The following is a 15,147-nucleotide window of genomic DNA, read 5'->3' as shown; positions in this document are numbered from 1 at the left end:
GGCGGTGCGCCGGTCCCGCGAGGGTGCGTCGAAGTGCGAGGTAGCTCAACGACCGACCCCCGCAGGGTCCGCCGCCTCGCCACCCGCAGAAGCAGGTGCGGTTTCCTTGGGCTCTTCCTTGGGCTGGTCCTTCGTCTCGCCCGAGCCCTCGGCGGTGTCGACGCCCTTCTCGCCCGAACCCTTGGCGGTGTCGCCGGTGACCGGTGCGGACTCGCCGCCGGACGGGTCCTTCGGACCCTGGTTCTCGGCCTTGTCACCGCTGTTGCCGCCGCCGCTCTTGCGGTTGCGCATCAGCTGCCACGCCACGCCGCCGCCGATCAGCAGGAGCGCGAGGACCAGGAGCGCGGGCCACGGCACGGCGGTGTAGGACGTCGAAGTCTTGTCGGACAGCTGCTGGTTCTCCTGCTCGGTGACCGCACTGACCTGGACGTTGACCCGGTCCAGCAGGGGTGCGTCCTTCCACGTCTGGACCAGCTCGACCTTTTCGCCCGGGAAGATCTCGATCTGGTTCGCGGGGTCGCTCTTCTTGGTCAGCAGCGTGCGGCCGAAGAGTCCGGTGACCTTGAGGTCGGTCTGCGGGCGGATGATCACGTTGCCCGTGTTGACGATGGTGTAGCGGATGACGGCCTTGTCGGAGCCGAAGAACTCACCGAAGCCGGTGGCGCGTTCGACGCTCACGTCGCGAACGTCCATGGCGGGCACGCTCGGACCGCGGACCTTGAGGTAGATGCGCGCACCCACCTGCATCTTCAGGTCGACGCGGAGCTGGCCTTCCTGCTGCTCGCCGATGCTCTCGTTGTTGAGCGCCATGATGCCGCCGACGTGGTCGCCGGACGTGGCGTTGGCGGGTATCGCGATCTGGAACGGGATCGCGACGCGCGTACCGGGCTCGACCTCGATGGTGTCCTGGCCGTTGGCGACCTTGAGCCAGAGGCCGACGCCCTTCATGGGGTCGCCGAGGCGGCGGACCGAGAACGCGCCGTCGCGCGGCGTGTTGAAGGCGTCCGCGCCGAAGATCTTGAAGGTCAGCTTGCGGCTGCTGGTGTTGGCCACGACGACCGTGTCGGTCACCGTGTCGCCGGCCGCGGCCTCCAGGAAGAAGTAGCGGCGGTTGTTCTGGTCGGTGCCGGGCGGCACGAGGGGGTCGACGGACCAGTCGCCGTTGCTCGCCGCGTGCGCGGCGGGCACGGGCCCGACCAGGAGGCCGGCGAGGACGGTGAACAGCACGGCGAGCAGGGAGAAGGCCCGGGTACGCGGGCCGGTGCGGCGCGGACGGGCGGCTCTGTCCCTGCGTTGTGTCGACGTGTCCGTCATGTCTTGTCTCCTGCGGCTTCAACGGGGCTGGCGGATCGGCGGCGGGTGCGGCCCGGGAGCGGAGACCTGGGCCGTGGCCTGGGTGGTGCCGGTGGTGCGGGTCCTGCGGTGCGGATCCGGAGCCGAGCGGCGTGGGTGGAACGGGCCGGATTGCCCGTCCCACCCTCCGCTCTGCGCCGATCCGCAGCGGCCCGTCGTACCGGTGTCGGACTGCGGGTGGCTCCCGCTGTCCGGCACCGGTACGGCAAAGCCGTTCAGGGTCCCGGCCGGGCCGAGGCTCCGGCCGGGAGTCCTAGTCCACGCTCAGATCAGATGAGGGTGAGCGTGAGGGTGGCGGTGTAGGTGCCGGAGAGCTGCCACGCCGGGACCGCGAGCTTCGTCGCGGCGTCCGCCGTGAACTCACCGCCGGAGACCTGCCCGGGAGCGTTCGCGGTCTGGGTGCAGAGCGCGCCCACGGTGCCCGCCGATCCGGTCTGCACCTGGCTCGGCGAGTCCGGGTTGGTGACGGCGCACGCCGGGGTCCAGGTGAACCGGTCGGCCGCGATCACGCCGCTCACCGCGGGAGAGGTGAAGTCGGTGATCTGGCCGGTCAGGGACCAGCCCAGCGTGGTACCGCGGAAGTCCTGCACCTTGACCTGGTTCAGCGCGCCGTTCATGGTCTGCGGCTTGCCGTTCAGAGTGATCGGCGTCAGCGTGATGCCACTGGCGGCCTGCTCGAACTTCAGCCCACCACCGATGACCTCACCCTCGATCGGCTGCGTGAGCTGCTGCCCCTGCTTGACCGTGAACGGGGTGGAGCCGCTCTTGCCGCCGCCCGTCGCACCGATCTTCGCGGTGGCCGGGTCGTTGACCGTGTACGACGCGGCGAGCACGCCGTCGGCGCCCACCGTCACGGTGACCGGGGCGTCCGAGGTCGGGGTGTTGTCCGACTTCAGGCCCTGGACCGTGACGCTGCCGGCCGGCCAGTTGGTGCCGCTGACGGCGGTGGTCGTGCCGACCTCACCGTTGTTCGGGCTCGCGCCGAGGGTCACCGGCGGGATGCCGGTCACCGTGAACGCGTTGGTGTTCGTGCTCTGCCCCGAGTCGCTGGTGAGCTTCAGGGTGTAGGAGCCCGGGGGCACCTGCTCGACGACGGTGAAGCCACCGGTCAGGTTGCCGCCGGCGATCGCGATGTTGTTCACCGGGTACGGCTGGCAGGTCGTGCCCGCGCACAGCTGCACACCGTTGGCGGGGTCGAGCGCGCCTTCCCAGCCGGTGCCGGTGACGGTGCCGCTCTCACCCTGCTTGATGGTGGTGGGCGCGACGACCGCCGTCACGGGGCCGGGAGGAGCCTTGGTGGTGAACGTCGCGACGGTCCCGCCGCCCGTGTAGACACACGGGGCGGTCTGCTTGCCGACGCCCGGGATGTCGGTGACATTCGTCGAACCCGTGGGCTCGAAGTTGATGGCACCCACGCCCGCGCTCGCCGGAATGGTGAACGTCGTGGTGAACGGTGCCGGGTCGATCGGGACGTTCGCCGGGAGGTCGAGGGTCACCTCGGGGCCCGCCAGGTTGACGACGCCGGTGGCGGCGCCCGACATGGTCAGGTGGAGGGTGCTCTGGGCCTTCGCGTTGGCGAACGCGAACGGGCTGGTGATCGGCGGCGGACCGAGGTCCACGTTGGCCGTGACCGTGATGCCGGCCGGCCCGGTCACCGGGGTCAGGTCGACGGTGACCGTCTGCGGCCCGACCTTCTCGCCGAGAACCGGGACCTGACACACGGCGTTGACCGTGACGGTGCCGGCGGACGCGGCCGGAGCCACGGCCACCAGGCCCGCGGTACCCGCGATCACCGCGGCACCCAGGCCCGCGGCAACCTTCTTACGGGACTTGAACATGTGAGGTGCTACTCCCTTCCAGGGGCTGCTGCCGCCGCCGGGGGGCGGGGCAGTCGAACACCACACCGGAGTTGAGCCGAGAGCGCACTACCATGAACTCAGGCGCTCCGGTGCCGTCCTGGGACGGTCGCCTCGAATTTCCGTCGCACACGGCCGAGGCGGCCGTCTCGCGGCCCTTGCGCCCCCAAGGCTCTGGTAGAGGTGCGCGGGACCGACGTGCGGGTGGAACCTGTTTCAAAAACCAGGCGTGCCATTGATGCCTTTACGCGCCTCAGATGTCAAGGCTTTGGCTGCCTCGCGTTAACAGTTGCGTAATACACCAACAAGGCCCGACAAGTCCGATCTTGAAAAACGGGTTCGCACAGGCGGAAACGGTGCCGCCGGCCCGGGAGTTCGGGCGCGACGGCACGCACATTTCCTTGTGGGATCACTCGGCCGTGCTCGACGGGCCGATGACCTGTTGTTCGCGGGCGGCGGTCGAAACCGCATTTGCGCCGTTGTCGCCGTCGGCGGCGCGGTTCGCACCGCGCCGCCGAAGCGCTTTGTCAGGCGGGGGTGTTGCGCGACGCGCGGACCTTGCGGGTCGCGATCAGCACCGCGCCGATGCCCAGGAGGCCGACGGTGCCGCCGACGAGACCCATCGACAGGGCGTCGTCCAGCGGACCGGTCTTGGGCAGGCTGCCGGTGCTGCTGCCCGAGGTCGTGCCGGTGGTGCCGGTGGTACCGGTCGAGCTGGTCCCCGTCGAGCTGGTGCCCGTCGAGCTCGACGAACTGGACGACGAACTCGCCGACGACGTACCGCCCGTGGTGCTCGCCGCGGTGACGGTGATGCTGTGCACGACGCCAGTGCCGGTCGCCGTGCAGACCATCGGCAGCTTGAAGCCCATGGCGTCGACGTCGAGGGTCAGCTTGGTCGGCGTCAGGTCGAGCTTGCCCGCGGTCGCGCTTGCGGGGATCTTGATCTTCAGCTTGAAGGCCGGCAGGTCGATGCCGCCCTTCTTCAGGTCCATCGTTATCTGCGCGGCCTTGACGCTGATCGGCGCCGTCGACGCACCTGCGGTCTTGAACTCCACCGTCGGTGTCAACTTGGCACCGGGCACGTCGAGCGGTACCTCTGCGGGGCTCGGCCCCAGGTCGACGTCGAGTTCGACGTCCGCGCCGGCCGCGCCTGTCGCGGGACCGTTGACTGTGTAAGCCTGCGGGCCGGCCAGATTCGTCTTGCCGCCCATGATCTGCTGGATGTTCGCAGGCACTGGGCAGTTGGCTTGGCCGGTGGTCGTACCCGCATGCGCGGTGGGCGCGAACATCAGCGTCGCACCGGTGGCGAGTGCGGCAGCCGCAATGCTGCCTGCCGCTCGACCCGTCAGCTTGACCATAGGGGTGGTTCTCCCTTCGGGGACTTGCCTGTCGTCTTCCGACGGCCGGCGCGGTCTGCGTTGCGTGCGCAGCCCGACCGCTCCGGCCTTCTCGTCCTGCACGGACCGTTCGCGCCTCCGAAGGACCGGAGTTGCGATCGTCCCCCCGCCCGCACCGTGTCGCATGGTTCGGACGGACTCGACGGCCCGTACCAGCGCACAGGCCCTGGGCACGCTGACCTGGGAATCAGAAGATCGAAGTCCCCGTCCGCACCGCACCCCGAGAGACATCAAGACTGTGCCAGTCATTGATGTCATGTCAGATCATGGGGTGACGGTACGACAAGTCCCATGAGCGAACAACAGTCATCGACAGAAAAAACGGTGGCGTCGGAAAACAGTTCGGCATCATTCGGAATCCGGGAAATCGCTGTGTCGACATGCCGCTTGACGGGCGAAAGCCGAGGTGGCGCGGATCGACACGTGTCACCACTACGGGCGGGTAGGGCGCACGGCGGACTCTTGAGAGCGCGGCCGAACACGCAACTTCGAGCCACGTGTCACCTGCCTGGTTGGTTTGTTGTGGTCACTGCCGCCAAAAGCGACGAAGCGTGCGGACACGGACCCTTGACACACCATCAGGGAACCGGATGAATTGCTGTTCGACTCCGGGTCAGTAAGCCCGCCTGGAACCGCAAGGAACGCAGATAGGGAGCGACCGCACCATGGCTTCACGGCGCACCGGACTTCTCCTGGCCCTCGGAGTCGTCGCCGCCGCAGCGGGATTCGGCACCGGCACCCCGCCGGCGCAGGCTGCCGCCGTCACCAACGCCGTCGAATGCGATCCGACGTTCGCGAACGGATCCAAGTTCCTTTGGAACCCGAAAATCGAGCTCACCGTCGCGCCCTTGAAGACGGCGTACGCCGTGGGCGACGAGGTGACCGTCACCTGGTCGTGGCGCACGCCGCCGCGCAACCCCTCCAGTTGGGTCCTGATCGCCGAGAACACCGCCCAGCCGAGCGGTGTGGTGAAGCTGTCCGGGGCGCAGTCCGGCGAGGTCAAGGTCTCCGGCCCCACGAAGAACCCCACGACGGGAGGCGGGCAGCCCCTGCCCGTCGAGGCCATGACCGGAAAGTTCACCGTCGCCGCGGAAGGCCGCATCGACCTGGCGCCCGGCGCGTACGCGATCGACTCCTGGCTGTGGGGCCCTCCGTCCCCGTGTACGCCCACCGGTGCAACCCCGATCTCGCTGAGCATCCAGTCAGGTACGACGTCGACGCCCGGCCCGCAGCCGACCGGGCCGGGCAACCCGGGCGGCCCCGGCACCACGCCGCCCGCCACGGGTCAGCCCGGGACGACACCCGGCGCCACCGGAACTCCCGGCGTGCCGGGGGCCACCGGCACCCCGGGCACACCCGGCGGGCCCACGGGGACGCCGGGAGCCACCGGCACTCCGGGCGCCTCGGGGCCCCCGACGGCCGGCGCGACCGGAAGCCCCTCCCCCGGCGCGGACAACGGCACCGCAACGGGCGCCCCGGCAGGCGCCCCGGCTCCGGGCGACCTCCCGCCCGCCGCGGGAGGTCCGCCGCCTGCCGGACCGCTGTTCATGACGGCCGATCAACAGGCGGTGGTCATGGGCGATTTGCCGCCCGGCACCGGGCCTCGCCAGGTCACCGGGCAGTTGAATCCGCTGCAGGTCGTGGACCAGCGCGGCAGCACGCTGGGCTGGACGCTCACCGGGCAGATCGGCGACTTCCTGGCCCCCGACGGCTCGCGGATCCCCTCGTCCGGGTTCGCGTGGACCCCCAACTGCCTGGCGACCGGGGCCGCGTCGAGTGCGGTGTCCAACGGGCTGCCCGGTTCCGCCGGCGCGAGCCCCGAACTGCTGTGCCGTCAGAACCCGAGCATGGGCGAGGTGACCGGCGGGGAGTTCCAGGTCGACGCCGCACTCACCCTCGGCGTGACCGGCCCCACCACCGAAGGAACGCCCTACACCGCGGAGTTGACGCTCAGTCTGATCTGAGCGAGGCCCGATCGTCCGGCGCGGTCGGGGCCCGGACGGCCCGTGACGGGTCCCGCGCCCCGGCCTGCCCGGAGTGCTCCGCCCGGGCGTCCCGGGCCGCTGCCGTCCGCGCCGACCTGCGGAAACGGAACGCCCGCCGCTGCCCGTACCGGTCTTGACTTCCCGGCGATCTCGGCGCTGAATAGCAGGGCCCCAACTGGAACACGTTCCAGTCTGGGATCGGGAGACCGGCGTGTGGGGCGCCGGCCGACCCGCGTCGACGGATCCACCCCTGCTCGGCCCGCCCCGTGCCGGCCGGGCCATCCGCCGTCCACCGCACGGCACTCCGAGGCGTACGCGCGCACCTCCGCGCCCCGGAGACCGGGCACACGGACCGCTCACCCCGGGGCGGGACGGGCACGATCCCGAGGAGGGACAGCTCTCTATGCGCAAACCCGCGAAGGGCCTCGCGGCGGTGGTCGGCACCGCCGTCGCGGCCGTCGGGGTTGTGGTCACGGTGGGTTCCCCGGCGGCACACGCCGAGACCGTGACCTACAACGTTCACTGCACACCGCCCAGCGTCGGCGGCAGCCCGTTCGACTTCGCCGCCCAGGTCGACCTCTCGGTCAGCCCGAGCAAGCCGGCGTACGCGGTCGGCGACCAGGTCACCGTCACCTGGTCCTGGAAGGCCGCTGCCGACAACCCGTCGGGCGTCACCGTCAACGCCGACTCGGTACAGCCGTTCGGCACCGTCGACGTCTCCGGCGCGCAGGGCGGCACGGTCGCCGTGTCCGGGCCGAAGAAGAACGCCTCGACGCCGAGCGGCCGGCCGCTGTGGCTGTCGGACATGACCGGAACGCTGACCATCGCGAAGCCCGGCGCGCTCCACCTGTCGCCCGGCAGCTACAAGAACGTCGCCAGCATGCTGGGCACGTGGGAGACCCCGTGCAACGCCACCGGCACACCGGGGGTGTCCACCACTCTCCAGGTGGACGGCTCGGTGCAGCCCGCGACGCTCGGTGTCACGCGTACCGAAGTGCGGCCCGGCAGCGCGCCGTTCCAACTCGTCGGCGCGAACTGGCCGGCGGGCGGGGCGGCTCCGACGGTGGAGCTGTGCGCCGCGGACGGCACCGCGTGCGCCGCCTCGCGGATCACCGCGGCCGGTGTCGGCGTCGACGCCGGCGGCAACCTCGCGGGCCGCGCGTCCGTGCCGCCGACCACGAGCGAGGGCGACTACAAGGTCCGCGTCTCGTCCGGCACGACCGCCGTGGCGGTGCCGCTCAAGGTGCGCAACAACGCGCCCGCGTGGGCGGAGCCGGTCGCGTACGACGTCAGCTGCAAGCAGGCGACGAACGGCAACGTCTTCCCGTGGAAGCCGCGCGTGGCACTCGAACTGACGCCGGAGAAGCCGTATTACAGCGTCGGCGACGTGGTGAACGTGACGTGGCGCTGGAAGGACTACCCGCGCAATCCGCAGATGCCGGGCGTGATCCTGCTGAAGGACACCGTCACGCCGTCCGGCGTCGTCAAGCTGTCCGGTGCCCAGACCGGCAACGTCACGGTCAACGGCCCGAAGAAGAACCCGAGCGCGGGTGCGCCGCCCGCGGTCGTCCAGGTCTCCGACATGACCGGCACGTTCACGGTCACTGCGAACGGCGCGATCGACGTGAGCCCGGGCGACTACGCGCTCAAGCTCATCGCCCAGACGACCCCGTGCACGGTCTCGGGTACGCCGGGCGTCTCCTCGACGGCGCAGGTCGGCCTCCCGGTCCCGCCGGCACCGACGCTCGCGGCCGCCCCGAATCCGGTCAAGGCCGGTGAGACGGTCGCGCTGTCGGGCGTCAACTGGCCCGCCGTGGGCGCCGAAACGGTCGCCGTGCAGCTGTGCGCGGCGGACGGCGGCGCATGCGACGGGACGGCGTTCAGCGCCAACACCCTGAGCGTGGGTCCCGACGGGGCACTCGGCGGCAACGCCACGTTGGCGCCCACCGCACCGCAGGGGGCTCGCCTGGTCAAGGTGACCATCGGATCCGGCCCCGGGGCCGGTACGGCCACCGCACTGCTGACCGTGGAGCCGCCCGCACCCAACCTGCGCAAGGTGGAGCTGACACCCGATCACGGGCCGCTGGGCACCGTGGTGACGGTACGCGGCACCGGCTACACGCCGAACACGGCGATCTCGATCGCGGGCGTGGACAAGGACCTTCAACCCACGTTCGACCTGGCCTTCCTCGACTCCGGACCGGACGGCACCTTCGTGGGGCAGCTGACCGTCACCAAGGCGCAGACGGACCAGATCGCCGCCGCCGAGGGCGTGGACCAGAACAAGGCCGCCGCGGCCAAGTTCACCGTCGAGGGCGGCGGCAACACGGACGGCGAAGTCCTGCCCGGACACCTGGGGTTCAAGCGGACGGGGACGTCGGACAAGCTCGTCGAGCTCTCCCCGGTGACCATCGACGGACGACCGCAGACCATGAACGGCGCCCTGAACCAGGTCGTCGTGCAGGACTTCCGAGGTGGCACCCTGGGCTGGGAACTGACGGGACGCATAGGCGACTTCGTCTCGGACACGCAGGGCACGACGGGCACCCTGCCCGGCGCGGCGCTGTACTGGACGCCCAACTGCGCGGTGGTGAACCCGGATTCACCGAGCCCGGTGCTCACCGGCGTGCCGGGGGCGGTCGACGGCTCGCGGCTGTGCGGCATGCCGGCGCAGACGACGCCGGGCCTGCCGAGCGGCGGGGACTTCTCGGCGAACGCGGGGCTCGCGCTCCACGTGCCCGCGTTCCCGCTCGCGGGGACGTACACGGCGACCCTGACGCTCACGCTGATCTGACGGGGACCTGATGCGGAACGGGCGCTGATCGGGCGCTGATCTCGACGCTGATCTCGGCGCCGGCACAACGCCGGTACGACGGCCCGACCGGAGGCACCTCGGAGGGTGCCGCCGACATCCCGTGCGGGATGTCGGCGGCACCCTCCGTGGTTTTCCGGACCCCGCGCCCGGCTCCGACGGCCGTCGGCGGCCGTCTGGATCGACACGTGTCACCGCAGGTCAGCGCGCTGCGGACGGGCGAAGTCCGGTGTTACCGGAAGTAATTGCGGTATTGACTTCGGCGGTCTTTCACGGCTGAATGTCCCCGCCCCACTTCTGTAACACGTTCCAGTCGTGCGGCCGGTCGGCTCCCGAACAGGGGTCGGGAGCCCCGGCCGCACCCCCGGCTTCTCGGCACGACGGCGCCCCGGTCGTCCCCGTCCCCCTCCTGCGACGCCCGCTGGTCGCCCGAACCGCCGTACGCACCGCCCAAGGCGGCTCGCACGGCATCCTCAGAAGGGAGCTCCATCCCCATGACCTCACTCGGCAGGCGGCTCGCGGCCGGCCTGGGCGCCGGCGCGATCGCGGCGACCGGTCTGATCGCCCTGGCCCCGGCCTCTTCCGCGGGCACCGTCAACCCGACCGTGGACTGCTACGTCCAGGCGCTCGACAAGCACTTCATCGGTGCCCAGTCGATCGACCTCTCGGTGACGCCGAACCCGGCCGACCCGGGCGCGTCGGTGACCGCGAACGTCAAGCTGGGCCCGAGCCCGGCCACCAGCCCGCTCGCCCTCAGCGGCGTGCAGGTCACGCCGACGATCGAGCTCAAGCTCGGCGGCGGCGCGGAGGGCACGGTCACCGTGACCGGCCCGACCACGACGATGGACATCGCGCAGAACGCGCCGATCACGCCGCCGCCCTACACCGGCGCGCTGACCATCCCGGCCACCGCGGCCGGCGACGTCACCTTCACCCCGGTGAAGCTGGTGACGACGGTGTTCATCCCGGCGTACAACCTGACCCAGGTCACGCCGTGCGACATCACGACCGGCGGCGGCGTCGCCGAGACCGTCACGGTCAAGGAGCCGCAGCCCGAGGTGCCGACGCTCAGCGCCGACCCGGGCACCGTCGAGCCGGGTGCCGCCACGACGCTGTCGGGCGTCAACTGGACGCCGGGCGGCACCGCGACGCCCGAACTGTGCGACGCGGCCGGCGCGAACTGCAACCCGGCCGGTATCTCGGCCAACACCCTGGCGATCGGCGCCGACGGCCGCCTGGGCGGCACGGCGACCGTCGCGGCGGGCACCGCGGACGGCTCCTACACGGTCAAGGTGACGAACGGCGCCAAGAGCGCCACCGCGCCGATCGCCGTGAAGAAGAAGGAAGTTCCGGTCCCGCAGCGGACGATCACGCTGAGCAAGTCGAACATCCGCCCGTGGACGTTCGTCAAGGTGACGGGGGAGAACTTCACCCCCAACACGCTGATCGCGATCATCGGCGTCAACGGCGCCACCCCGGTGGCCAACTTCTCGGCGGCGTTCGCCGGCAAGGACGGCAAGTTCACCACGTACATCCTGGTCACCAGCACCAAGGTCAACTCGATCACGGCCGCCGAGATCGACCTGACCTTCAAGTTCGACAAGGTGGCGATCGCCCCGATCACCGTCAAGTGGTGAACCGCGGGCACCTGCCGGTGATCTGACACGGGCGGCGTACGCCGCACCGGGCCGGGTTCCGCAAGGCAAGGCGGGAGACAGGGCGACGGCCCCGGTACGCGGTGCGTACCGGGGCCGTCGTTCGCGTCGGGGCTGTCCCCGCTCGGGCCCCGGCCCCGAGCGGGGGAACCCCGGCGCAGGCGGCCCGGTCGAGGCGTGTGCGCGCCTCGACCGGGGCGAAAGGCCGTGAAGGGTCCACCGCGGCGGGAGTGCCCCCGAGTCGACGCTGTCGACCGCGTCGCCGGTGCTGCCGGTGGACATCGGGGGGCACTCCCTTCTTCGTTCCCTGGCCGCGTTCCTTGGCTGCATTCTCTGGCCGCGTTCCCTGGCGTCGTTCTCGGCCCGCTCCGCCGGCGTGCTCCGCTCACTTGCCGCGCCGACCGGTGCGCCGTCTGGTGCGCCGACGTGCTGTCTGTGCGTCCCGGCGGGGGACGCCGACCGCCGCGGGGTGCGCGAGACGGATGCGACCGGTGGGGCGGACGAACGGTGCGCGGTGAATCGGAGTGGCCGCCGGGCGCCGGGCGCCGTGGCGATACTCATCCATGAGTGAATCCGCGGTTCCACATGAATGTCAACCCTGGATATCCCGGTTAATTGCGGCACCGGGAATCCGCGTATTGTCGGCGCACTAAAAGCCCCGGGCGGTGACACGTGTCGTAAAGATCAACATGTCATCAGGCATTGACTTCCTATTGGATAATCCGCTATAAAAGCATCGCACCCTCGCGGCCCGCGGTATGCCGTGCATTATGCCGTGCGGCGCCCGGCCGGCCGGTTCCTTTGCGGGACGCGGACCACCCGGCGGACCGCGTACGAAGCGCCGTGCGGACCACCCGGCGCTGGTGACACGTGATACCAAGATCTCTTGTCATCGGGCATTGACATCGGCCCGGAATTCCGCATGGATACGGTGGCCGATTCTTCTTATCGCCCACTAGGAGCGCAGTGTTCGCGTCGTTCTCACGGCCAAGGCTGCACAGGGGGCGCCTGACGTCCGCGACGACCGCCGGGGTTCTGGTGGCGGCCGGGGCCGGCCTGGTGCTCGCCGCCCCGCCCGCGGGTGCGGTGCCCGTCCCGTACACGGCGAAGTGCGTCGACCCGACGGCGCCGGCCCGGGTCGTCCCGGACGCCCCGCTCGACGTCGAGATCACGATCAGCCCGGCGAAGTCCACGTACCGGGTCGGCGACGAGGTCACGGTGACCTGGGTGTGGAAGACGTACCCCAAGGTCCCGGACGACACGACGCCCGCTTCGACGCCGGCCACCTCGTCACCGACCACCTCGCCCAGCACCACCCCCTCCCCCGTACCGGCCGTGGTGCCGGCCGACTCGACACTGCCGAAGGGTCAGATCGTCGTCGGCGGCGCGCAGGCCGGGACCGTCGCCGTGGCGGGCGAGCGCAAGAACCCCGAGGCGGTCGCCGGATCCGCGCTCAAGGTCGCCGACATGACCGGGACGCTCAGGCTGACCGCCGCCGGGCAAGTAAGCCTCGCGCCCGGCGACTTCGCGCGGTTCACCAGGACCGGCCCCGTCGACGCCGAGACGCGCTGCACGCCGGCCTCGCCGGTGGCGGTGTCCACCGTGCTCACCGTCGAGGACGACGCACCGGCCGCGCCGCCGGCCGCGGCAACCGCCGAACCGACGCTGGCGGCCGACCTCACCGCGGTCGCGGCGGGCGGACTCGTCACCCTCAACGGCGCCGACTGGCCCGCCGGGACTCCCGAGGTCTCGCTGTGCCAGGCGGACGGCGGAGGCTGCAGCGCCACCGGGATCGCCGCGAACACCGTGGCCGTCGCCGACGGCCGCCTCACCGGCACCGCCACCCTCGACCCGGCGGCGGTGCCCGGGAGTTACGCCCTCAGAGTCAAGGTCGGCACCGCGCAGAAGACGGTGCCCGTCGCCGTGCGGGCGGTGGCCCGTACGGTCACCGCGGCGCCCGCCGCCGGCCCGGTCGGGACGGTCGTCAAACTGGCGGGCGCGGGCTTCACCGCGGGCCGGTCCGTCGCCGTCCGGGCGCTGGCCGGCGACGGCCGCGAGCTCGGCGGCGGCATCGACGTGCCGGTCGGCCCGGACGGCACGTTCACCGCGGACCTCCCGGTCACCGACCCGTCGACGACGGCGATCCGGGTGCGCGAGGGATCCGGGGACGGCGGCACGGCGACCGCGGCGTTCACGGTCACCCCGGGCCCCGGACCGGGGCCGGAGCCGGGCACGCCCGAGCCGGGAACCCTGTCGATGACGCAGACCGGGACCGCCGTCGACTTCGGCGGCGCGACGCTCGACGGCACCGCCAAGACCCTTGAGGCGTCGCTCAACCAGCTCACCGTGACCGACACCCGGAGCGGCGGAATGGGGTGGTCGCTCACCGGCACGATGACCGACCTGGCACACGCGGGCGGGATGGCGGCGATTCCGGCCGGCAACGTCTCCTGGGTGCCCAACTGTGCGGCGCTGCCCGGGAGTCCGAGCCAGGTGACGTCGGGCACCGCCGGACCGCTGAGCAGCACCGCCGCCGCGGCGCTGTGCACGCAGTCGCCGGGAGCCCCGGGCGGCGCGTCGGGCGGCACCTTCACCGCGGACGCCCGACTCGCGCTCACCACACCGGAGTTCACCGCGGCCGGCACGTACTCCGGCACCCTCACGCTCACCTTGGTCTGACCTCGGACGGCAGGCGTTCCCCGCATGGCCCGCGCCCACCGTCATCCCCCGGAGCCCGGCCCCGCGTCCCCACCGCGGAGGCCGGGCTCCGCCAGTTCCGCCCACACCGTCTTGCCGGGCGCCCCGCGCCCGGCGCGGCCTCGCGGGCCGGAGTGCACCAACACGCCCCACTCCCGGGCGAGTCTGCGGACGATGTGCAGGCCGTGCCCGCCGGCGCGCGGCCCCTCGAACGGGCTGCGCGGCTCCGGCACGCGGTCGCTGCGGTCGTCGACCTCGACGCGGACCACGCCGTCCAGCCGCACGAGGCGCAGCTCGACCGGGCCGCCGCCGTGCAGGCAGGCGTTGGTGACCAGTTCCACGGCGACGAGCAGGATGTCGTCGGCGGCGAGCTCGGTGGCCTGGTCGGGTGCGGGGAGCCAGCCGTACGCCTGCATCGCGGTCCGCAGGAAGGTCCGCGACCGTGCCACCGCCCCGGACGCGGTCGTGAACGGCAGCCGGCGTACCTGCGGTCGGGGGCCGCGGTCCCGCGCGTCCCCGCCGCCGGAGGTACGCGACCGCATGGCGCTCATCAAGGGGTCCACTTCGCTCGGGGTGGTGCGGGGGATAGTGCCCGTTCCGCGGCGCCGGACACCACCGGGACGGGCGGATCTGCCCCGCGCCCGCCCGGTCCCCGGCGCCGCACCGCGCAGCGTACGGGGCCCGGGGTTCTACCCGCGCAGAACGGATGCCGCAGGTCAGCGCACGGAGGCCGGTCGCACGAACGCATTGCGGCATGATCTCCGCGCGCGCCATGCTAGGTGGCCCGGACCCATCGGAGCGCCGCGGCACCGGTGGATATGCACGTCCGCACGCCCGAAAACCCCCGGCGGGACGGTCCCGCCCGACTCCGACCGCCCGTTCGCCCGTTCGCCCGTCGTGCGAGGACCTTCATGACTGTCGACCAGCGGGCCCGGCACCGCACGGCCCGCCTCAGCGCGGCCCCCGCGGCCATTCCGCAGGCGCGCAGGCTCCTCACCGAGGCGCTTGCGGACTGGGGCGTGTCCCCGGGCACGGACCTGGCCTACGACCTGCGCCTGATCGTCTCCGAACTCGCCGCCAACTCGGTGCGGAACGCCGACCGGCTCTCGCCGGTCTTCACCCTCACGATGGTGCTCGGCGACGGGCACATCGGGGTCGGCGTGCACGACGCCGACCCGCGGCCGCCGGCCCGCCCCGGCGACGGCCTCGGCGTCGTCCACGAGGTCATCACCGAGGCGCACGGGATCACCGAGGTGCAGTCGACCGAGGACGGCGGCAAGACGATGTGGGTCGTCCTCCCGCTGGACGGCCGCGGCGGCTGCTGAGCGGAGCGTCCGTCCACCGACACGACGAGGCTCCGGCCGCCCGCGGCTGTCGGGCGGCCGGAGCCTC

Annotated in this window: 9 protein-coding genes; 5 read left to right on the top strand and 4 right to left on the bottom strand. The window is 71.8% G+C overall.

Annotated elements, in window-relative coordinates; translation table 11 throughout:
- Positions 1–45: 45 nt before the first annotated feature.
- The 3 genes from ACWD12_RS20170 to ACWD12_RS20160 all read right to left on the bottom strand — a co-directional run bounded on the left by ACWD12_RS20170 (position 46) and on the right by ACWD12_RS20160 (position 4,567).
- A complete protein-coding gene (locus tag ACWD12_RS20170) occupies positions 46–1,314 on the bottom strand; it encodes a WxL protein peptidoglycan domain-containing protein (RefSeq protein WP_450100640.1) in 1,269 nt (422 codons plus the stop codon).
- A 308-nt stretch (positions 1,315–1,622) separates the two neighbouring features.
- Positions 1,623–3,191, bottom strand: a complete 1,569-nt coding sequence (locus ACWD12_RS20165) for a hypothetical protein (protein WP_450100639.1) — start codon at positions 3,189–3,191, stop codon at positions 1,623–1,625.
- Between the two features lie 545 nt (positions 3,192–3,736).
- Positions 3,737–4,567 (bottom strand): hypothetical protein, encoded by an 831-nt coding sequence (locus ACWD12_RS20160; protein WP_450100638.1) that lies wholly within the window; start codon positions 4,565–4,567, stop codon positions 3,737–3,739.
- 704 nt (positions 4,568–5,271) lie between these two features.
- Here ACWD12_RS20160 and ACWD12_RS20155 point away from each other — a divergent pair.
- From ACWD12_RS20155 to ACWD12_RS20140, 4 genes are all read left to right on the top strand, one after another.
- Positions 5,272–6,570 carry a hypothetical protein gene (locus ACWD12_RS20155; protein ID WP_450100637.1) on the top strand — a complete coding sequence of 433 codons (1,299 nt, stop codon included), beginning with the start codon at positions 5,272–5,274 and terminating at the stop codon, positions 6,568–6,570.
- Positions 6,571–6,994: 424 nt separating this feature from the next.
- On the top strand, positions 6,995–9,385 hold the full coding sequence (locus ACWD12_RS20150; protein ID WP_450100636.1) for a hypothetical protein: 2,391 nt from the start codon (positions 6,995–6,997) through the stop codon (positions 9,383–9,385).
- Between the two features lie 512 nt (positions 9,386–9,897).
- Entirely contained in the window at positions 9,898–11,040 is a 1,143-nt protein-coding gene (locus ACWD12_RS20145; protein ID WP_358365282.1) for a hypothetical protein, read from the top strand.
- Positions 11,041–12,024: 984 nt separating this feature from the next.
- The gene (locus ACWD12_RS20140) at positions 12,025–13,737 is read left to right on the top strand and encodes a hypothetical protein (RefSeq protein ID WP_450100635.1); all 1,713 of its coding nucleotides are present in this window, start codon (positions 12,025–12,027) and stop codon (positions 13,735–13,737) included.
- A 41-nt stretch (positions 13,738–13,778) separates the two neighbouring features.
- On the opposite strand, the gene ACWD12_RS20135 is transcribed toward ACWD12_RS20140, so the two are convergent.
- The gene (locus ACWD12_RS20135) at positions 13,779–14,306 is read right to left on the bottom strand and encodes an ATP-binding protein (RefSeq protein WP_450100634.1); all 528 of its coding nucleotides are present in this window, start codon (positions 14,304–14,306) and stop codon (positions 13,779–13,781) included.
- 360 nt (positions 14,307–14,666) lie between these two features.
- On the opposite strand from ACWD12_RS20135, the gene ACWD12_RS20130 reads away from it, so the two are divergent.
- The gene (locus tag ACWD12_RS20130) at positions 14,667–15,080 is read left to right on the top strand and encodes an ATP-binding protein (protein ID WP_358365060.1); all 414 of its coding nucleotides are present in this window, start codon (positions 14,667–14,669) and stop codon (positions 15,078–15,080) included.
- The last annotated feature ends 67 nt before the right edge of the window (positions 15,081–15,147 follow it).

It is taken from the genome of Streptodolium elevatio (assembly GCF_053592165.1).
This window is presented reverse-complemented; position numbering and strand designations above follow the sequence as displayed.